Raw genomic sequence first — 18,448 nt, 5'->3', positions numbered from 1 at the left:
GGCAATAGTGCGTTAGGTAGTTTGAGAAGAGATGGGGAGTCTGATGGTGAGTCGGGCTCCCTTTGTTTTTTCGGCTGCTTGGATATTTTCCAAGGCGACGCTGCCGTTGTGAAGTTCGGCGATGGCTTTCATAATTACGGAGCCCAAGCCCAATGAGAAGTGACCGTCTTTGGTGATTTTTCGGCCCCGGAATTCGCGGCGCTGGCCGAAGGACTTTAAGGACTCCGCATCGGCTCCGCTTCCGTCGTCGTTGATCTCAATGATCAAATCATTTTCTTTTTGTCGAATGTTGATCTCTACCTGTGCCTGAGCGTAGCGGGCGGCATTGTCCAGACCATTGCGAATCAGTCTTAAAATCAAATGACTGTCTCCGAGGACCACGGCAGAATCGGGGGCGGAGCTGTTAAAGCTCCATCGTAAATGGTTCTGGTTGCTTTGGCGATAGTGCACTTCCTGTGACAGAATATCCTGCACCTGAATTTTTTCGGTGCTGGCTTTAAAGTGTGGTTCATCCAATGAGGCAATCGTCATCAATTGTTCGATCAGATCTTTGAAGTAATCAATTTCGCGCACCAGAACATTGAAAAGCTCATTGCGTTCGGATTCAGAGATGCGGTTGTAGTGAATCTGCAAGGTTTCAAAAGAGGTTTTCAGGCTGGTCAGCGGTGTGCGCAGATCATGTCCCATTTCCTGCAACAACTGTTTGCGGGTTCTTTCGGTCGCGTGAATGCGGCTGACCAGTTTTTCGATCTCTTCGGCCATGCGGTTGAAGTCCAGCATCAGTTCACCGAATTCATCCAGACGGTGAATTTCAAAGCGGGCCTTTAGGTCGCCTTCTTCCAAGCGACGCAGGACAGAGCGTGCTTCGACGGACTTTTTGCGCATATAGAAGAACAAAGACGCCATCGCCAGAATCAAGGCAATGACAATCATTGCGGGTTCTTTCGGTCGCGTGAATGCGGCTGACCAGTTTTTCGATCTCTTCGGCCATGCGGTTGAAGTCCAGCATCAGCTCACCGAACTCGTCCAGACGGTGAATTTCAAAGCGGGCCTTCAGATCACCCTCTTCCAGACGACGCAGGACCGAGCGTGCTTCGACAGACTTTTTGCGCATATAGAAGAACAAAGACGCCATCGCCAGAATCAAGGCAATGACAATCATCGAAGCAGTCAAAAGGGCTTGAGTCAGAATCAATCCCCCCAGAATCGGGCGGGGCGGCTCTTTAACCACCAGATATGTCGGGCTTTCCGTGTCGAGCTTTAAGATCATATAAACCGTGCCCAGACGGAAGAAATTTTCAACGCTGACAACTTGCTTGCTGACCTTTGGATGAGGCAGTTGATTCCACGGGATAGGTAGCGCAGGAATGCGTTTAGCGATCAGGATCTCGCCGTTTTCATCCACGATCCAGGTTTCAAAATCCATAGGTGGTGGTGGGCGGAAACCGTCAGGTGGTGGTCCTTTCGGGAAGTCACGGTGACGTGGCTCTTCGTGGGGAGGGCGCGGCATGGGTGGAGGTCCCATCATGGCTCCCGGCGGAGGCATAGGAGGGCGGAAGTCGCGGTCCCGGCGCAGAATATCTTTTTGTTTTTTGATCTCGTCCAGCGAAAGACCTTGCAGGCGTTGTTCCAAAGATTGCGCGTAAAAGCGCAGGAAATCATCGCGGAAGCGGGCGCCTTGAATGGACATAAAGCGATGCATGAACAAAAGCGAAACCGCACTCAACGCCAGAGCAATGGTAAGGCTGAAAAGGGAAATCTTGATGAGAGCTTTTTTATTCATGGCTGAAGCACCTTCAAGGTAGTATCGGACAAAAATTCATTCCACTCATCATAAATTTAAAGCCAGAATTGTTGAGGCTTTGTGGAAATGCCCGGACCTTCGGTGAAAGTCTCATAATGAGAGGGTGTTTCAGAAATAAAAACGGCCCCGCTTCCATAGGTGGAGAAGCGGGGCCGTAACCTTCAGGACCGTTAGAAGGTTTTATTCACGATAAACTGAACTTTTTGGCCGCCCAGGTACTGAGCGCTGTCACGACGAACCACAAGGTCCATGTACAGTTTTGTGGAAGAAGATGGGTTCAGGTTGATCGCTTTCAGAGCGATACCCAGTTCATCTCCCGCCAAAGTGATGGTTTCACGAGTGAAGTTCTTTTCTCCCAACCATTCAATCTTGCCATTGGACAGTTTTTTCCAAACAACCAGTTTGTACTGGGATTGAACCTCTTCCATCGCCGGAGTCTGGTCGCGAATGATCACCACGCGCTCAGCCCCTGTGCCTTCGATGCGCAGGATCTGCACCTGAGACGCATTTTTCAGGTTCTGAATTTCGTCCTGGTCCAGGTCTTTCTTTTCATAAAGAGCGGTTTGTTCGAAGCTCAAAGCTCCGGAAGCCACGTTGGCACCATGACGTTCCACACGCAACTGGATGCTGTACTGACCTTCACGAGCCAGGCCCGGAGTCGCAATCGTCACGATCTTAGCGGCGGTGTTTTCCGCACGTTGTTCAAAGACCACGGCCTGACTTTGTTGATCACGGATAACCACTGTGTAAACAGATGTCACGCGTGCCGCACCGATGGATTCTTTGAAAGTGATTTGACCTTGTCCTTTAGTGAACTGAAGTTTCAGACCTGTCACTGTGGCAGTTCCTGCGTTGCTGTCGTTCCACTTCGGAGTTGTCTTGACCACGAAGACTTTTTCACGGCCTTCTTGTTTGGACTCTGCAACAACATAAGTGAAGATTTCAGACTGGATGGTCAATTGTACTTCAGGTTTTGCTTCCGTGCCGCCCAGAACCAGTTTGATCTGTTCAGTTTCACCAGCCAACAATGCCGCTTCTTGCGGGAAGATCACAGACACTGGTTGAGTGTACTGGTGATCGAACACGTCTCTGTATTTAGTTACGCAGCAACGTGTTTCTTCACGGTATTTTGTGACAGTGCGTGTGCGTGCTTCGGAACGGTGTTTGGTCACGGTGCGAGTTCTGGTCTCTTGACGGTATTTAGTCACAGTGCGAGTGCGCAGTTCCTGTCTGTAATGGGTTTCGTCACGGTAGCGGGTTACAGGACGGGTTTTGCGAACGCGTTCGTTGCTGCACTCACGATCAGTGTAGGGAACCTGACGGCATTGAGGAACGTCACGGCAGACGCGAGGACCTTCGGTGCACTCGTTACGTGTTTTACAGATACGCTCTCCGTGGGCATTGGTGCCGCACTCAGTGATGGGCTGACAGGTGCGTCCACCGGGTTCGCACAGGCGTTCGTTGGAACATTCCTGACGATATTTGGTGACGTTGCGGCATTGATATTCAGTATCCCAGTATTCCTCGTAGTCTGTGTAAGCTACACGTTCCGTGTAAGGAACATTTTCGTAGTATGTTTCAGTGGTTTGGTAGGGGACATCAACAGTATAAGTTTCTTCAGCCTGATAAGGGACATCGACATAGTAGGTTTCTTCGGCTTGATAAGGAACTTGTTCCGTGTAATTGGCCTGATAGGGCTCTTGTTTGTAAACGTTGGCAGAAAGCTCGCCTCTTACTGTGGTTCCGGATTGAGTGGTGCGTGTTAGTACGGTTTGCTTGGTTTCTTGCGGAGCTGCAAATGTTGAAGCTCCGATCATCAGAGTCACAATGGCTCCGATTAGTGGTTTTAGTGTCATGAATCCCCCTTCATTTTTGACGAAGAAGGACATTTGCAAGCACCAAGCCAAGACAAAAGGTGCCTGGTGATTTTTAAGCCAAATGGCTAAAAAATCACCAGGCACCTTTTTCCTTTTTCTCTTGCTGCGCCGTGGCCAGAAAGGCTGGGAGGGGGGGCGGCAGGCACCTTTTAAAGTTGGGCGATGATCTTTTCGGCGATGCGAACGCCGTCGCAGGCGGCGGAGGTGATTCCTCCGGCGTAGCCAGCGCCTTCACCTGCGGGGTAAAGACCTTTGTGGGAAACGCTTTCCAGTGTTTCATCATCGCGGGTCACGCGAACGGGACAGCTTGTGCGGGATTCCACGCCGTACACTTGGGCGTCTTCGACCAAAAAGCCTTTCATGCTGCTTTGGAATTTTTCAAAGCCTTCGCGCAGACGATCGCGCATATTGTTTGGCAACAGTTCATCCAAGCGGATGTTCAAAGCCCCTGATGGAGAAGACCCCGCACGCAAAGGGCGTGGGCCGGTTTTGCTGTTGGTGCCATACAGGAAGTCCAAAAGATTCTGGGCAGGAAGTTCACGGGTGCCTCCGGCCTTCAAAACAGATTGATAAGCGCGGGTTTCCAGTTCACGGCGCATTTTCATGCCACCAAAGACGTCATCACCGAAGTTCTTTTCATGATCAATACTGACCACGATCGCGGCATTGGCAAACGGGGAATTGCGATTGTAGTTACTCATTCCGTTGCACACGATACCGTCGGCCTCAGTGCCTGAAGACAGAACATAGCCGCCCGGACACATGCAGAAGGAATAAACCCCAATGCCGGATTTGTTGTCGTGGTGAGCCAGCTTATAGTTCGCGGCCCCCAGTTTCGGGTGCTCGGAAAACTGACGATATTGGATTTTGTTGATGGACGCTTGAGAATGTTCCACACGCAGACCCATCGCAAAAGACTTTCCATCCAGTTTGACACCAATATCACGCAAGTGGTTGATCATGTCTTCCGCCGAGTGCCCCGTAGCCATCACCACGTGAGGCGAACGGAATTCAGTTCCGTGCTCAGTGCGCACGCCGACGACTTGCTTGCCTTCCAATAAGACTTCAGTGACCTGAGTGTTGAAATGAATTTCGCAACCATTGGCGCGCAGGAATTCACGCAGTTTCGGAATCACCCGGCGAATACGGTCCGATCCCACATGAGGATTTGACAGCCATTGGATTTCCTCCGGCGCGCCAAACTGCACCAGACGGTTCATCACATAAGGAATGTGCGGGGATTTGATACGTGTGATCAGCTTGCCATCAGAATAGAGGCCTGCTCCACCTTCACCGAAACAGACATTGTTGCGCGGGTCCAGCTTGCCATAACGCCAGTATTGATTGATGCCCTTGATGCGCTCGCCACTGTCAGAACCACGTTCAAACAGCACGCAAGGCACACCCCGTTCAACAAAGCGCAGGGCCGCAAATAAACCCGCCGGGCCCGTACCCACAATCAGGGGCTTTTCCTTGGGGTTTTCAAGGCGCTCCATTTTAAATTCCGGCAAAGACAGGGCTTCGCCTTTTTCAGCGACTTCGACAGTATAAACAAAGTGAGGGGAATGGGATCTACGGGCATCCACGCTTTGGCGCAGAATACGATAAGGCCCGTGTTCGGGCATCAGCCACTGGAGTTTTTCTTCAAGATCATTATCAATAGGAATTTCGAGATTTTGGAAAATCTTGGACATGCAGCTTTGGACTCCGGGTCCCTGTTAAGGACCAAAATGGGGGGTGTATTGAGAACTATCATACTTGAAAGTCCTTTTGGTGACAAAGGGGTCTGTCTTAGATATAAAGATTTCTATGTCAGCAATTACAAGAATTCTTCCAAAACGTCGTCTCAGCCGCTGGATCGGTTATTTCATGCATTGGCAGGGGCCTTCTTTATGGGCTCGTCTGTCTATCCGTGGCTTTGCCTGGATGTATAATATCGACCTGAATGAGGCTGAAAAAGCCTATAGCGAGTATCCTTCTATTGGCGAGTTCTTTGTGCGTCGTTTGAAAGCAGGTCTTCGCCCTGTGGGGAATTCGTGGGCGGTGCATCCGGCTGACAGCAAAATCACTCAAGCCGCCCCCATTGACAACGGCACCCTGATTCAGGCCAAAGGACATACCTATAAACTAAGCGAGTTTACTCAAGATCCGGATTGTTCCAAAAAGTGGGCTGGCGGTTTCTTTATGACCTACTATCTTTGCCCTACGGATTATCATCGTGTGCATTCGCCAGTGGACGGGCAGATCACGGATGTCAGATATATGCCGGGTGAGTTGTGGCCGGTGAATGAATGGAGCACCAGCAATGTGCCGAATTTATTTTCTGTGAATGAACGTGTGTTGGTTGAAATTCAAACAGACCTGGGCCCGGTGGGTGTGGTGTTTGTCGGAGCTACAAACGTCGGTCATATTGTCTTGAGCTTTGATGAAACAATTCGCGGAAATCAAAAAGGCCCGCATATTTTCCAGCATAAGCACTATTCACCGGAAATTCCTGTTCATAAGGGATCTGAGCTGGGTATGTTCCGCATGGGTTCCACAGTGGTAATGTTGTATCCGCCAGCGTTCCGTCAGAAGTTTGAAAAGAATCTGAATCTGGGACCGGCAGTTCGGGTGAATGCCAGCCTGATTTCCTAAGAAGTGACTACGCCGGGTAGGAACACTCTGTCAGGGGTGTTTCTGCCACAGTGATTTTTGTCAAAGTCGGTAGCACGGCACGGGCTTTATCAAATAGCCATTTCGCCAGCAGTTCCGACGTCGGATTCTCAAGACCCGGAACCTCATTCAAAACACGATGGTCAATCTGTTCCAGAATAGGCTTCATCACGGCCTGAATGTCATTGTAATCAATCACCCAGCCAATTTGAGGGTCTAAATCACCCACCAATGTCAGGATCAGCTTAAAGCTGTGTCCATGCATACGAGAGCAGGGATGGCTTGCCGGAAGGTGTGGCAGGAATCGGGCGGATTCAATTTGAAAATGCTGCTTGAGTTCGAATTTCATGCTACTACTATAGTCATTCCGAGGTGATTATGTCCACGACCACATTGCATTTGGCGAAGCAAAATTTCAAATTTTCAGCGGCACATTTTCTGATCTTTGACGAAACGCACGCCGAGCGTCTGCATGGTCATAACTACCAGGTGAAAGTGGACATTAAAACCCCGTCTGAGGCCGAACTTCACGCTGACGGTTATTTTTTGGATTTCAACGTTTTCAAGAAATACATCAAAGCTCGTCTGGATCAGTGGGATGAAATCGTACTGTTGCCGGAAAAACAAAAAGATATGAAATTCAAAAAAACAGAGAAATCCCTGGAAGTCACTTTCCGCGACCGGTTCTATGTTTTCCCGCTAAACGAAGTGACTTTGTTGCCGGTGACAAACACCAGCGTGGAACAGCTTTCCCGTCTGTTGGCAGAAGAATTCCATGCCGAATTTAAACAGTATGGGGTTAAAGCCGTGCGTGTGTATGTCGAGGAAACCCGCGGGCAGGGGGCTTCCACCATCGCACCGACTAAGGCTTAAGTTTTCCGGAAGAAACCTCTTCCGCAGAAAGTTCCTTCACCACACGATAGCGCCAGAAACAGATGCGACCACCTTCATTCAGTTTTTGCATCAGGCGCTCTTCGGTCAGCTCAGGGCTGCCATCGCAGTCGATATGGGCAAAATCTGCAAAGGCATCCACACGATTCACTGACCAGGAATACGGAGCCTTGTCACGCGCCAGAAGGGCACGATTAAATCCACCATGACCCAGTTCAATTCCCGCCACCACGATTTTTTCCAAAGCCGGGTTGCGAATCTGCTCGCGAGCCGTGGCGATCAATTCGGGCTTATCCAAAGCAATCACAAAAGCCTCTTCAGGGCGGGCATCCCGGGTGGAGACCATAAAGTAAGTTTTGGAAGTATCCACCGGTAAAGAAACCGGCTTCATCGCCACAGCCGGGCTGACTTGTTCAGATGTGCCATTGTCATAAGTTAGAACCGAATGCAGGCGTTCCTGACCTTGGACCTCGATGCGAGCCACATCCTGTCCCAAGGACCATTTGAAGATTTCCGTATCATAATAGTTTTTCAACTCAACCTGGCGTTCTGCCACGGCGACCCCCAGTCGGTTGTAGGCCTTAAGCTGAACTGAGTTGGACTTCAAGTAAAGGTTCATAATATGAAGCTTCACAGTTTGCACAGAGGACGGCAGCCAGTGGGTGACTTCAGGGGAGGTCGTATCAGTTAAAGGGGTGCTGAAAGAATCTGAGCAAGTGCTGGTGACTTGCACGGTATTTTTGTCCCAGGCCTTGATAGAAAAGCCTCTTTGCGTTGGCAAGAACTCCGTACCGCGAATTTTAATCTGGGACTTGGGGTCCAGATCATGGTGGAGCTCATCAATGTCCTGATCGAATCTTATTTGAGTCCAGACTCTTTGCGGTTCTGAGGATTTATTCGTCACAAAGATGGTAAGGTTTTCCGGAGGGCATAAAGCGGGCGAATAGAATAACTGAGAGGCCGCTGCCGGAAGGTGGGTCAGAAGGATCAAGCTGCTAATACTGATAGAAGTCTTAATACTAAAATCCATGGACTTCGGATCGGCTTTGGCCGCGGGAACTTAACCAAAGGTCCTAAAAACCGGACTAAGATAGGGTGTTTGAGTGGAGCTCAGGATCATTTTCATTTGGTTTTCAACGCCCAAAAGCCGGGTTAAAGGGCTTCCCTTTGAGTCGGCAAGAACTTAACAAAGAGCCATAGATACAGAGGCAAAGTATGAAGTTACACGACACTGCGATCAAAACCGGGCAACAGGTCGAGATCACTGGTTTTACTGGTGAGGACGTTTTGCGGGAACGACTGCATGAGATGGGGCTGAGAGTCGGCTCTTTGATCACGATTTTGGGAAAAGCTCCATTTGGTGGCCCTTTGTTGATTCGCTTTAACACCAGCTTTCTGGCCCTGAGAAGTGAGGAAGCCGCATGCGCTCTAGTGACGTTGAAGTAACAGTTGAAGAAAAATGCATTGCTCTGGTGGGCGCGCCGAATTCCGGCAAAACGACGCTGTATAACTGGCTGACGGGATCACGTTTTAAAACTGTGAACTATCCCGGGGCCACTGTGGAATTTTCCATTGGTCATTTGGCTTCTCATTTGGGTGAGGGATTGATGGCAATGGATACGCCGGGCACCTACAGCCTGCATCCAAAATCCGCGGACGAATGGGTGACTCTGCGTTCGATCTATGAAAATCCAAAAGTAAAAAAAATTGATGGCATCGTTGTTGTGGTGGATGGAACGCAAATCTCCCGCCACCTGCAACTGGTGATGCAGCTGAAAGAAACCGGCTTCCCGATGATGGTGGTGATCACCATGTCGGATCTTCTGCGCCGTGAAGGTGTTGAGGTGGATTTTAATTACCTCAGCCAGACGTTCGGTTGTCCGGTGCTGGCTTTTGATGGTCTGCTGGCCGGAGGTCTTCGCGAAATTGTGACCGCAGCCAAGGGGCTGGGGTCCACACAAGTGCCGTCCCGGCCTGTGCCTTGGGGATTTGAACTGCAAGAACAAAAGCTGAAAGAATGCGAACGCATTGCTCAAGAGGCGCTAAGACATAAAACGGATCATGCGCTGGAGCGTTTGAATCGCATTGTGGCGACCACAGAAAAACTGGATCGCTTTCTTTTGCATCCTGTATTTGGGTTTGCTTTCTTTATTCTGATCATGGGTGGTTTGTTTGCCAGCGTGTTCTGGCTGGCAACGCCATTTATGGATACGATTGACGGCTGGTTCTCGGCGTTGGGTGAACAAGTGGCGGCGATGGGGCCGGGCACTTTGTGGGCGGATTTCCTGGCAAACGGAGTGGTGGCAAGCTTTGCCGCCTTCATGGTGTTTGTGCCTCAGATTTTCATTCTGTTTATTGCCATCGGTCTTTTGGAAAGCACGGGTTATTTAGCCCGGGCCGCGACCTTGATTGACCGGCCGTTTTCTGCTTTGGGTATGAGCGGACGTTCTTTCGTTCCTTTGCTGTCAGGTTTTGCCTGTGCGGTTCCGGCGATCATTGCCACCCGTAACATCCCGTCCACCAAAGATCGTTTGATCACGGCCTTTGTGATTCCTTTGATGAGCTGTTCGGCGCGTTTGCCAGTGTATGCCCTGTGTATTGCCTTCTTATTCCACGGTCAGTCGGCTCTTTATGCCGGACTTGCGATGGCGGCTTTGTATCTTGGCTCCATCATTGTCGGCGCGATTGCGGCAGGGGTGGTCAGTAAATTTATTCCTCGTAAAGAACCATCTTTCTTTATGATGGAATTGCCCATTTATCGTCGCCCTAAGGTGCGCGTTCTGCTTCGTCAGGCCTGGACAAGAACTCTGTCCTATGTGAAGCGCGCCGGTCCGATTATTTTTGCTTTTGCTGTGGTCATCTGGGTGGGAACGACCTTCCCGAATTATCAGACAGAAGACGCCCATCAAAAACTGGAAGACAGCTATGTTGGTCAAATGGGTAAATTCATCGAACCTGTGGTGGCACCGATGGGTGTGGACTGGCGTGTGGGGGTGGGGTTGATTTCAGCCTTTGCCGCGCGTGAAGTGTTTGTGTCTTCAATGGCTGTGACTTTCAATATTACCGATACGGACGAAGACACCCAACAACAGGCTTTGCTGACTCAGATGAGCACCGCGACCAATGCCGCCGGGGAAAAGATTTTCACCGTCAGCTCGGTGATAGGTCTGATGATCTTCTTCCTGATTGCCTTGCAGTGTATGTCCACTGTCGGGGTGCAAATCCGCGAATCGGGTTCATGGAAGTTTGCGATCATGCAGTTGGTGGTGGTGCCCAGATAATAACTGCGTTTGTAAGCAATCAGCAGGAGGGCCGGAGATTCATGTTGCGGGCGTGGATCTGATCGTTGTGGCTGTGGTGCAAGGACTCCGTGCTGTCGGAGTCCCTTAGATTTGAGATGCTACTTGAGGACAAAGTCCGGATAGTTCTGCAGGTGAGTGCGCAGATAGTCCGGACAGTCGGCCAATGGGTCCACGATTTTTGTTTTGATTCCTGTCCCAAACAGATCGCCGCCGGAAGAAATCAGTTCGCGGATTCTTTCCGGGGATCTGTTGGTTTCCGTGTTGTGCTCCTGATGGGAATAGGCTTCCAGCTTTTGCAGAACACGATCCACTCCACCCAGCCAACTATAGTGCCAGCCACCGTTCTCAATGAAACTGCGTTTTGTTTTCTTTTGATTGCGCGAGGTGCGCAGATCCTCAAAGTTTGTAAAGTCTTTGTAGTGAACCGCAATGCTGCCATGCCAGGGCATATAACCTTCCGCACAGTATTCAATTGGCTCGTTGTAGTCATACACAAAACAATTCACATAGTAATAGAACATCTTCTGACGGAAGACTTTCAGGTAAGGCAATGACTTGGCTTTTTCGATGGCTTCTTTGCGGGGAATTTCATCCACATCAGAAAGCAGAATCAAATCATCCGGCTGGCAGTCAGTCAGACCTTTGCTGACAAAATCCCTTTGATTGCGCTCAAAGTCCCAGGTTTTCGTGCGACGAAAACGTGTAAAGAAATTAGGATATTTATCAACGACAATGTGGCGGATCTTGGGCAGGAACTTGGCAAAGCGTTCCTTGTTCTTTTCAAAGATCAATTCTTTGGGTTTGTTTTGGAAAGACCGGCTGGCTTCGACCAAAACAAAAACATCCACGACATCATTGAGTTCATTCAAACGAATTTCCAGCAGATCCAGTTCATTGAAGAACGAAAAACAATCATAGACTTTAGCCACGATTAATTCCTTCCCAGCTCGTTATACAAGGCCAGGGTTTTGGTAAGAGTTTGTTCCCAGGAATGCTGGGTCAGAGTCCACTGGCGGGCCTTCACGCCTTGTAAGGGAACCTGATCCGGGTTCTGGATGTAGTATCGTAAAGCTTCACTAAGGCTTTTGGCATTGCGGGGCTCTGTTAAGAACCCACGCTCGTTCCGGCCGACTTGTTCGCTGGTGCCTCCTGCATCTGTGCCGATGACAGGTTTTTCCATCAACATCGAATCCAGAACACTCAAGGAATAGGTCTCATTGTAAGAGGCCAGAATAAAGACATCCAAAATATCAATGTAGGGGATGAAGTTCTTTTGAAACGGCACGCGGTGCAAATGCCCTTTCAAACGAGGCTCTGAAGCCTTTTTCGTAATCCAGTCAGCCAGTTCGATGGACTGACTTTCGTAAGTCAGATGGCCTTCGGAAGTACGCCCTAAAATGGTCGGATCGCCGACGATCACCATGTGGATCTTTTGAATTTCCTCGTCACTAAGGTAATCCAAAGCTTCAACCAGTTCACGAACGCCCTTGCCGGCATCAATACGGCAAAGAGTTCCAAAGACCAGATCACTTTTCCCAAGTCCCATCTTTAGACGCAGTTGTTCGCGTTGTTTGGGGTTTGTGTGATACTCCTCGGTCTTGCGACCATAGCGCATCAAGCGCAGTTTTTCCGGCGCGATGGGGAAATTCTTACGGGCTTCACTTAACACCCATTCCGAAGAACTGCACAGGGCATCGACCTTGGAAAAAAGCCAACGGTGAACCAGATCCTTTTTCGGTAAAGCATTCATGTACAGGTTGTAGATGTGCTTCGGGTGTGCGGAGGCCCAGCGGGACAGAACACACGTCCACATGTCGATGCGAGTGTGGGAATGCAGATGCGTGATGCCGTGTTCACGGCTGATTTTTCGGATCAAAGAGGCCGCTTTCAGTTTGGAAAGCTTTTTTTCCGGGAAGGTGATTAGTTCCACCTTGGTGTGACGAAGTTCTTCTGCCACACGGGAATGAGCCGAACAGAAAACGCGTTGATTAACGCCTGCTTCCGCAAGCTTTTGAATCAGCTCAGCCGTATAAATTTCCAATCCCCCCCAGGAAAGGGATTGGATGCAGTGAAGGACTTTTACTTCGCCCATAGGTTTTTGAAGTATTCGATCGTTTTTGCCAGACCTTCTTCCTCGAAATGCACAGTCGGATTCCAGTTCAGCTCACGCTGTGCTTTGGAATAGTTGATGGCATAACGGAAGTCATGACCTTTGCGGTCTGTAACAAAGCTTAGCAAGGATTCAGGCTTACCCAGATGTTTTAGAATCATCTTGGCAACGTCCAGATTCTGTCTTTCGGAATTCCCACCCAGGTTGTAAACTTCGCCCGCTGTTCCTTTGGTGAAGGCCAGCCACACGCCTTCGTTATGATCATCCACATAAATCCAGTCGCGGATGTTCATGCCGCTGCCATAGATCGGCAGCTTTTCGTTAGCAAGGGCGCGCTTGATCATCAGCGGGATGAATTTTTCCTCGACTTGCAGCGGACCGTAGTTGTTAGAACAGCGAGTGATCACCACCGGCAGTTTGTAGGTTTCAAAGAAGGCACGGCACATTAGATCCGCACTGGCCTTGGAGGCGCTGTACGGGCTGTTTGGCGCAATGGGTGTGTTTTCCGTAAAGGCAGGATCTTCCATGGTCAGGGTGCCATAGACTTCATCTGTGGAAACCTGCAAATAGCGGAAGTTCGGGTTTTTTTCAAAAGCGTTCAGGCTTTCTTTCAGCAGATTCAAAGTGCCCAGAACATTGGTTTCCACAAAGATGTTGGGATTTTCGATAGAGCGGTCCACATGGGATTCTGCCGCAAAATTCAGGACACCGGTGAACTGGTGTCTGTCGAACAGTTCGTGCATTTTTTGGGTGTCACGAATATCCGCTTGCACGAAAGTCAGGTTGCTGTGGTTTTGCAATTCCGCTTCAATGTTGGAAAGGCGACCGGCATAGGTCAAAGCATCCACGATCACAAAATCGTATTCGGCCTTAACAGCTTCGCGGCACGCCACAGTTTTTACAAAATTAGATCCAATAAAACCGGCACAGCCGGTCAGCATGACAGTCTTTTTCATAGTTCCTCAGAAATAATTTTTTCCAGATAGCTGCGATAAGAGCACTTCGGAAGCTCCATCGTGATGGCTTGAAGCTGTTGCAGGGTGATGAACTTCATACGGTAGGCAACCTCTTCAAGACAGGCGACTTTCATTCCCTGACGTTCCTCAATGGCGCCGATAAAGGACGCGGCATCCAGCAGGGAACGCGGAGTTCCCGTGTCCAGCCAGGCAAGACCGCGATACATCATCTCCACACCCAGCGTGTCTTCGTTGTGATAGGAAAGAATCAGATCGACGATCTCTGTTTCGCCACGCGGGGAGGGTTTTAAACCCTTCGCACGTTTGGCAACGGTATTGTCAAAAAGGTAAAGCCCCGGAATCGCATACTGGGATTTCGGAACTTTGGGTTTTTCCTCGATGGATTTTACTTTTTTGGTGTTCTTGTCAAATTCAACCACACCATAAGCCGACGGATCAGCAACGTAGTAGGCAAACACGCGGCCATTCAAACCACCCACTTTGTTTTTCTGGGCCTGAATTGCTTCACGGAAGAAGGTCAGATCACCGTAGAACAGATTATCACCCAGCATCAGGCAGACATCATCATTGCCGATAAAGTCTTCCCCCAGAACAAAAGCTTCCGGCAAACCATTGGGTTTTTCCTGAATTTTGTAGGACAGCTTAATGCCGAACTGGGACCCATCGCCCAGCAGGCGTTGGAATAACGGCTGATCATCCGGAGTGGTGATCAGCAAAACATCCCTGATCCCACCCAGCATCAGAATGCTTAGCGGATAATAAATCATAGGCTTGTCGTAAACAGACTGAAGCTGCTTGGTCATCACCCGGGTCATTGGGTACAGTCGGGAACCGGCTCCGCCGGCAAGGATGATACCTTTCATCGGGTCTCCTTAAAAAAATTATGAACTTCGTCCAAAACAGTTTGCGCATCCTGTAGCGACAGATCGGCGTACATTGGCAAGCGCAGCAGGCGGGCTGCCTGATCGTCGGTCACCTCAATAGATCCTGCCACACGACCGTATTTCAAACCTGCCGGAGCGGAATGCAAAGGCACATAATGGAACGTGGACTGAATGCCACGTTCTTTAAGATAAGCCCACAGATCCTGACGGATTTTTACAGTCGGCAAAAGCATATAGAAAATATGTGCATTCGGCTGGGCCTCACCCGGAATCGTCATGCGTTGCAGTTGTCCGGCTTTTTCCAGATCCGCAAGGCTTTGATAATATTTGTTCCAGATGGCCAGACGTTTTTTGGTGATCTGTTCACCTTCTTCCAGTTGCGCATACAGGAAGGCCGCTGCCAGTTCAGAAAGCAGGTAAGAAGATCCCTTATCCTGCCAGGTGTATTTATCCACCTGACCGTTTAAGAACTGCTGGCGGTTGGTGCCCTTGTCGCGCACGATTTCCGCGCGTGCCACCAGACGGGGATCGTTGATGGTCAAGGCGCCACCTTCGCCGCAGACAATGTTTTTAGTTTCATGGAAACTAAAGGCGGCCATATGACCCCAAGCCCCCAGATTCTTTCCTTTGTAAGAAGCAAAGATTCCCTGGGCGGCGTCTTCCACAACCCAGATATTGTGTTTGTTGGCCAGATCCATGATGCGATCCATTTCACAACCCACACCGGCGTAGTGAACCGGCATGATGACTTTGGTTTTTGGTGTGATGGCTTTTTCAATGGCATCCACATCAATGTTCATGGTCTTGGGATCAATATCGACGAACACCGGAATCGCTCCGTACAGAGCCACCACGTTGGCGGTTGAAGTAAAGGTGAAAGAGGGCAGAATAACCTCGTCGCCCGGAGTCAGATCGGCAAGAACCATCGCCATTTCCAGCGCAGAGGTGCAGGACGGCGTGATAACAGTCATTAAAGTCGGGATATTTTTATTCAGCCATTCGGTGCATTTTTTGTTGAACTGACCTTCGCCGCTAAGTTTTTTTGCGGCGATGGCTTGAGAAATGTATTTCTCTTCATTGGAGCTTCGGGGCGGAATATTAAAGGGTATTTTCATGCTCCCACATACTAGCTGAAGGCCGCAGTGGGAGCAAATCTTTAAAAGCCGTCAGTGGTTCCGACTTTGCCGCGTCCTTCGTCTTCATCGAACGGGATGATAGAGCTGCTCTGTGGCTTTTTTTCCACTTTCGGAGTTGCTGCTTTAACGGGCTGTTTTGGGAACGGAATCACTTTTTTAGGACTCGCAGACTTGGATGTGGACGCCGTCACCGGGGCCTTCGTCGCTTTCGCGGCAGGGGCGGAGGATGTCGGCGCCGCTTTGTCGATATGAACCCCTGCGACCACCTCATTCAGGTTGATCACCATGGTCTGCATTTGTTTAGCCTGGGCACTGATTTCCTCAGAGGACGCCGCGATTTCTTCAGAAGAGGCGGCATTGGCCTGTGAACCCTGATCCAGTTGGTTCATCGCCTTGGAAATCTGCTGAATTCCTGTGGTCTGTTCGGAACTGGCCGCAGCAATTTCAGTATTCAGGTCGGACACCTTTTTGACGGAATTTACGATGGTATTTAGAACATCACCCGAACGATCTGCAATTTGAGAACCGCGATCGACTTTTTCAACACTGTCTTTGATCAGCGTGGTGATGTCTTTCGCCGCAGATGCGGAGCGTTGCGCCAATGCGCGAACCGCTTCGGCCACAACCGCAAAGCCTTTACCTTGTTCGCCGGCGCGGGCGGCTTCCACGGCTGCATTCAGGGCCAGCAAGTTTGTTTGGAAGGCAATATCATCAATCACGCTGATGATTTCCTCGATCTTTTTAGAAGACTGGGAAATATCGTTCATGGATGTGATCAACAGCTGAATTTCAGACTGACCTTGTTCCGCCGCATCTTTAGACGACTGGGACAGTGCCGCCGCCTGTTTGGCGTTGTCAGAATTCATTTGCACCATGGAAGACATTTCCTCCAGAGAAGCCACGGTTTCTTCAAGGGACGCCGCCGCTTCGGTAGAGGATTGAGACAGCGTCTGCCCCGCAGCCGTCAACTGAACGATGGCACTGGAAACCTGATTGCCGGACTCAGAAAGGCCTGTGGCAATAGTGCCCACAGTATTAGAAACACGGTAAGCAATCCACATCAGAATACCGAATACCAGGAAAGAGCAGAATGCAGAGATAAGCCACAACAATTGAGTTTCATGAGTGCGTTGCTGCTGCTGAAGCTTATCGTTTTCTGCGGAAACGTCTCTATAAACCTTCATGTTGTCGGCAATCATGTTTTGGTAGGTGATAGCCATCACATGCCAGTCGCCACCATTCATCGCTTTGTGAACTTGTTTGTTGGCATCGGCATTGTTGGCCTCTAATAAATAAATCATCTGATCCGTCAAAGCATAGAACCGATCTTTGATAGCCTGGGTTTTTGCATAGTTTGCAGCTTCTTCGGGAAGGAAGTTGGACTTGGTATAAACATCTTCAAATTCCTTGAACCCGCTAAAGGCTTCGCGTGCTTTTTTTGTAAAGACTTCCCGGGATTTTGGATCGTCATTGTTGGCGAGGGCGGCCCAGATAAAGTAACCGATGCGCGCACGCTGCATGCCCAATTGTCCCAGGGCATCCATATTAGGAACAACATTGGTATAGGCGTCTGTCAGCATGCCTCCCAGATTGCTCATGGACTTCCAGGCAATTCCGGTCAGAATTGCAAAAGCCACGATGGGAAGAGTTGCAGAGAAAAGCAGACGTCCGCGCAAACCGCGGAACCAAGTCGTAAGGGAATTCATTAACCACTCCTTAAATTTATGAAGGAACCCACTGATTCTCTCTTTTCGACATTTGCATTGCGCTTCTTTAATTTAAGGAACGAGTTGTAATGTTAAATGACTGGACTAAGGTGCGGCGCATCCTAACCTATTTAAATATTTGAGTTTGTCCGCATCATGTTGATACGATTTTTCATACGTCTAGACTCAAGGAGGGGAAAGTCATGACAAATACGACACTACGTCGTGCGTTAGCCGTTGTTGCATTGGTTGCAACTGTAGGCTTCACGAACCAAACAGCTACGAAAGAAGTAAGTGAATTGTGCGCTGGCTTCGTACCAGAGAACAATTTGAATATCCCAGTGGGTCTTTTCACTGTGGGTGGCATCAGCGAAGAACAATTTAACCAAGTGATCGACCGTATCGAAAAGCTTTACACTAAAGACGTGGAAGCTATGGGCGATCGTTTGAAAGTAAATCGTCTATGGAATGACGGAACTGTAAATGCGTCTGCCCAAAGATCAGGCAATACACAGATTCTGAACATGTACGGCGGTTTGGCTCGTCACCCTGCGACAACTATTGAAGGTTTCGCATTGGTTATCTGCCATGAATTTGGTCACCACAACGGTGGCGCTCCTAAAATGCAAAGCTGGTTCGGTGGCGCATGGGCGACAAACGAAGGTGGATCTGACTACTATGCAGGCTTGAAATGTCTTCGTCGCTTCTTTGCTGAAGACGACAACGCTGCGATCCTGAAAGATCTTGAATTGGATCCGGTTGCTGAATCCGCTTGTACGGCTCAGTTCCCGGAAGAACAAGATCGTCTTATCTGCTTGAGAACTTCTTTGGCGGGTCAATCTGTAGCAAACTTGTTCCAAGCTTTGCGTAAAGAGACAACTCCACCAAACTTCGGTACTCCGGATAAAAAAGAAGTGACTCGCACTGACGACAGACACCCTGCGACTCAGTGCCGTTTGGACACTTACTTTGCAGGCAGCTTGTGCGTTGCTAAAGAAAGCGAAAAGCTAAGCAACTCTGACTACAAAGCAGGTTCTTGCTACACTCCACGCGATGCTGTGGGTGCGCGTCCACGCTGCTGGTTTGCTCCAGGCAACTAATTGCCG

General features: G+C 49.6%; 17 protein-coding genes. 5 read left to right on the top strand and 12 right to left on the bottom strand.

All coding sequences use genetic code 11. The features are described from left to right. Positions 1 to 12 precede the first annotated feature (12 nt). The 4 genes from EZJ49_RS11320 to EZJ49_RS11305 form a co-directional block, all read right to left on the bottom strand. Positions 13 to 930, bottom strand: a complete 918-nt coding sequence (locus EZJ49_RS11320; protein ID WP_262555948.1) for an ATP-binding protein — start codon at positions 928 to 930, stop codon at positions 13 to 15. Then, positions 812 to 1,783 (bottom strand): HAMP domain-containing protein, encoded by a 972-nt coding sequence (locus EZJ49_RS11315; RefSeq protein WP_262552250.1) that lies wholly within the window; start codon positions 1,781 to 1,783, stop codon positions 812 to 814. Before EZJ49_RS11315 ends, EZJ49_RS11320 begins: the two co-directional genes overlap by 119 nt. 191 nt (positions 1,784 to 1,974) lie before the next feature. Further along, on the bottom strand, positions 1,975 to 3,660 hold the full coding sequence (locus EZJ49_RS11310; protein WP_262552249.1) for a hypothetical protein: 1,686 nt from the start codon (positions 3,658 to 3,660) through the stop codon (positions 1,975 to 1,977). Positions 3,661 to 3,830: 170 nt separating this feature from the next. Beyond that, positions 3,831 to 5,375 carry an NAD(P)/FAD-dependent oxidoreductase gene (locus EZJ49_RS11305; protein ID WP_262552248.1) on the bottom strand — a complete coding sequence of 515 codons (1,545 nt, stop codon included), beginning with the start codon at positions 5,373 to 5,375 and terminating at the stop codon, positions 3,831 to 3,833. Positions 5,376 to 5,490: 115 nt separating this feature from the next. Between EZJ49_RS11305 and asd the strand changes: the two genes are divergently transcribed. Continuing rightward, positions 5,491 to 6,318 carry an archaetidylserine decarboxylase gene (gene asd, locus EZJ49_RS11300; RefSeq protein ID WP_262552247.1) on the top strand — a complete coding sequence of 276 codons (828 nt, stop codon included), beginning with the start codon at positions 5,491 to 5,493 and terminating at the stop codon, positions 6,316 to 6,318. A gap of 7 nt (positions 6,319 to 6,325) precedes the next feature. Here the strand turns inward: asd and queD are convergent, their stop codons facing one another. Then, entirely contained in the window at positions 6,326 to 6,685 is a 360-nt protein-coding gene (gene queD, locus EZJ49_RS11295) for a 6-carboxytetrahydropterin synthase QueD (protein WP_262552246.1), read from the bottom strand. Between the two features lie 29 nt (positions 6,686 to 6,714). On the opposite strand from queD, the gene EZJ49_RS11290 reads away from it, so the two are divergent. After that, positions 6,715 to 7,209, top strand: a complete 495-nt coding sequence (locus tag EZJ49_RS11290; protein WP_262552244.1) for a 6-pyruvoyl trahydropterin synthase family protein — start codon at positions 6,715 to 6,717, stop codon at positions 7,207 to 7,209. Here the strand turns inward: EZJ49_RS11290 and EZJ49_RS11285 are convergent. Continuing rightward, positions 7,199 to 8,257, bottom strand: a complete 1,059-nt coding sequence (locus tag EZJ49_RS11285; protein WP_262552242.1) for a hypothetical protein — start codon at positions 8,255 to 8,257, stop codon at positions 7,199 to 7,201. The two genes, EZJ49_RS11290 and EZJ49_RS11285, sit on opposite strands and share 11 nt — an antisense overlap. A 185-nt stretch (positions 8,258 to 8,442) precedes the next feature. Between EZJ49_RS11285 and EZJ49_RS11280 the strand changes: the two genes are divergently transcribed. Both EZJ49_RS11280 and feoB read left to right on the top strand, forming a co-directional pair. Further along, a complete protein-coding gene (locus EZJ49_RS11280) occupies positions 8,443 to 8,673 on the top strand; it encodes a ferrous iron transport protein A (protein WP_262552241.1) in 231 nt (76 codons plus the stop codon). Continuing rightward, a complete protein-coding gene (gene feoB / locus EZJ49_RS11275) occupies positions 8,649 to 10,508 on the top strand; it encodes a ferrous iron transporter B (RefSeq protein WP_262552240.1) in 1,860 nt (619 codons plus the stop codon). Before EZJ49_RS11280 ends, feoB begins: the two co-directional genes overlap by 25 nt. A gap of 119 nt (positions 10,509 to 10,627) precedes the next feature. Here the strand turns inward: feoB and EZJ49_RS11270 are convergent, their stop codons facing one another. Genes EZJ49_RS11270 through EZJ49_RS11245 form a run of 6 tightly spaced genes read right to left on the bottom strand, consistent with a single transcriptional unit; the run spans position 10,628 to position 17,342 of the window. Then, positions 10,628 to 11,458 carry a hypothetical protein gene (locus tag EZJ49_RS11270; RefSeq protein ID WP_262552239.1) on the bottom strand — a complete coding sequence of 277 codons (831 nt, stop codon included), beginning with the start codon at positions 11,456 to 11,458 and terminating at the stop codon, positions 10,628 to 10,630. A 2-nt stretch (positions 11,459 to 11,460) separates the two neighbouring features. Beyond that, the gene (locus EZJ49_RS11265) at positions 11,461 to 12,570 is read right to left on the bottom strand and encodes a glycosyltransferase family 4 protein (protein ID WP_262552237.1); all 1,110 of its coding nucleotides are present in this window, start codon (positions 12,568 to 12,570) and stop codon (positions 11,461 to 11,463) included. A gap of 38 nt (positions 12,571 to 12,608) precedes the next feature. Next, positions 12,609 to 13,595 carry a dTDP-glucose 4,6-dehydratase gene (gene rfbB, locus EZJ49_RS11260; RefSeq protein ID WP_262552236.1) on the bottom strand — a complete coding sequence of 329 codons (987 nt, stop codon included), beginning with the start codon at positions 13,593 to 13,595 and terminating at the stop codon, positions 12,609 to 12,611. Beyond that, complete coding sequence (gene rfbA / locus EZJ49_RS11255) at positions 13,592 to 14,479, bottom strand: glucose-1-phosphate thymidylyltransferase RfbA (RefSeq protein WP_262552234.1); 888 nt, start codon at positions 14,477 to 14,479, stop codon at positions 13,592 to 13,594. Before rfbA ends, rfbB begins: the two co-directional genes overlap by 4 nt. Next, positions 14,476 to 15,615 (bottom strand): dTDP-4-amino-4,6-dideoxygalactose transaminase, encoded by a 1,140-nt coding sequence (rffA, locus tag EZJ49_RS11250; protein WP_262552233.1) that lies wholly within the window; start codon positions 15,613 to 15,615, stop codon positions 14,476 to 14,478. The genes rfbA and rffA overlap by 4 nt, the downstream gene beginning before the upstream one ends. Before the next feature lie 41 nt (positions 15,616 to 15,656). Then, positions 15,657 to 17,342 (bottom strand): methyl-accepting chemotaxis protein, encoded by a 1,686-nt coding sequence (locus EZJ49_RS11245; RefSeq protein WP_262552232.1) that lies wholly within the window; start codon positions 17,340 to 17,342, stop codon positions 15,657 to 15,659. 203 nt (positions 17,343 to 17,545) lie between these two features. On the opposite strand from EZJ49_RS11245, the gene EZJ49_RS11240 reads away from it, so the two are divergent. Beyond that, a complete protein-coding gene (locus EZJ49_RS11240; RefSeq protein WP_262552231.1) occupies positions 17,546 to 18,442 on the top strand; it encodes a hypothetical protein in 897 nt (298 codons plus the stop codon). The last annotated feature ends 6 nt before the right edge of the window (positions 18,443 to 18,448 follow it).

The organism is Bdellovibrio bacteriovorus, assembly GCF_025558485.1.
GTDB classification, from domain to species: domain Bacteria; phylum Bdellovibrionota; class Bdellovibrionia; order Bdellovibrionales; family Bdellovibrionaceae; genus Bdellovibrio; species Bdellovibrio bacteriovorus_G.
Note: the sequence above shows the minus strand (reverse complement) of the source record. Positions and strands in the feature narration are given on the sequence as shown.

Excerpts from the sequence above, each read along its gene's own strand:
- EZJ49_RS11310 (WP_262552249.1), bottom strand. The coding sequence starts at position 3,660 with ATGACACTAAAACCACTAATCGGAGCCATTGTGACTCTGATGATCGGA.
- rfbB (WP_262552236.1), bottom strand. The coding sequence starts at position 13,595 with ATGAAAAAGACTGTCATGCTGACCGGCTGTGCCGGTTTTATTGGATCT.
- EZJ49_RS11315 (WP_262552250.1), bottom strand. The coding sequence starts at position 1,783 with ATGAATAAAAAAGCTCTCATCAAGATTTCCCTTTTCAGCCTTACCATT.
- feoB (WP_262552240.1), top strand. The coding sequence starts at position 8,649 with ATGCGCTCTAGTGACGTTGAAGTAACAGTTGAAGAAAAATGCATTGCT.
- EZJ49_RS11280 (WP_262552241.1), top strand. The coding sequence starts at position 8,443 with ATGAAGTTACACGACACTGCGATCAAAACCGGGCAACAGGTCGAGATC.
- EZJ49_RS11290 (WP_262552244.1), top strand. The coding sequence starts at position 6,715 with ATGTCCACGACCACATTGCATTTGGCGAAGCAAAATTTCAAATTTTCA.
- EZJ49_RS11305 (WP_262552248.1), bottom strand. The coding sequence starts at position 5,375 with ATGTCCAAGATTTTCCAAAATCTCGAAATTCCTATTGATAATGATCTT.
- EZJ49_RS11240 (WP_262552231.1), top strand. The coding sequence starts at position 17,546 with ATGACAAATACGACACTACGTCGTGCGTTAGCCGTTGTTGCATTGGTT.
- EZJ49_RS11245 (WP_262552232.1), bottom strand. The coding sequence starts at position 17,342 with ATGAATTCCCTTACGACTTGGTTCCGCGGTTTGCGCGGACGTCTGCTT.
- rfbA (WP_262552234.1), bottom strand. The coding sequence starts at position 14,479 with ATGAAAGGTATCATCCTTGCCGGCGGAGCCGGTTCCCGACTGTACCCA.
- queD (WP_262552246.1), bottom strand. The coding sequence starts at position 6,685 with ATGAAATTCGAACTCAAGCAGCATTTTCAAATTGAATCCGCCCGATTC.
- EZJ49_RS11285 (WP_262552242.1), bottom strand. The coding sequence starts at position 8,257 with ATGGATTTTAGTATTAAGACTTCTATCAGTATTAGCAGCTTGATCCTT.
- asd (WP_262552247.1), top strand. The coding sequence starts at position 5,491 with ATGTCAGCAATTACAAGAATTCTTCCAAAACGTCGTCTCAGCCGCTGG.
- rffA (WP_262552233.1), bottom strand. The coding sequence starts at position 15,615 with ATGAAAATACCCTTTAATATTCCGCCCCGAAGCTCCAATGAAGAGAAA.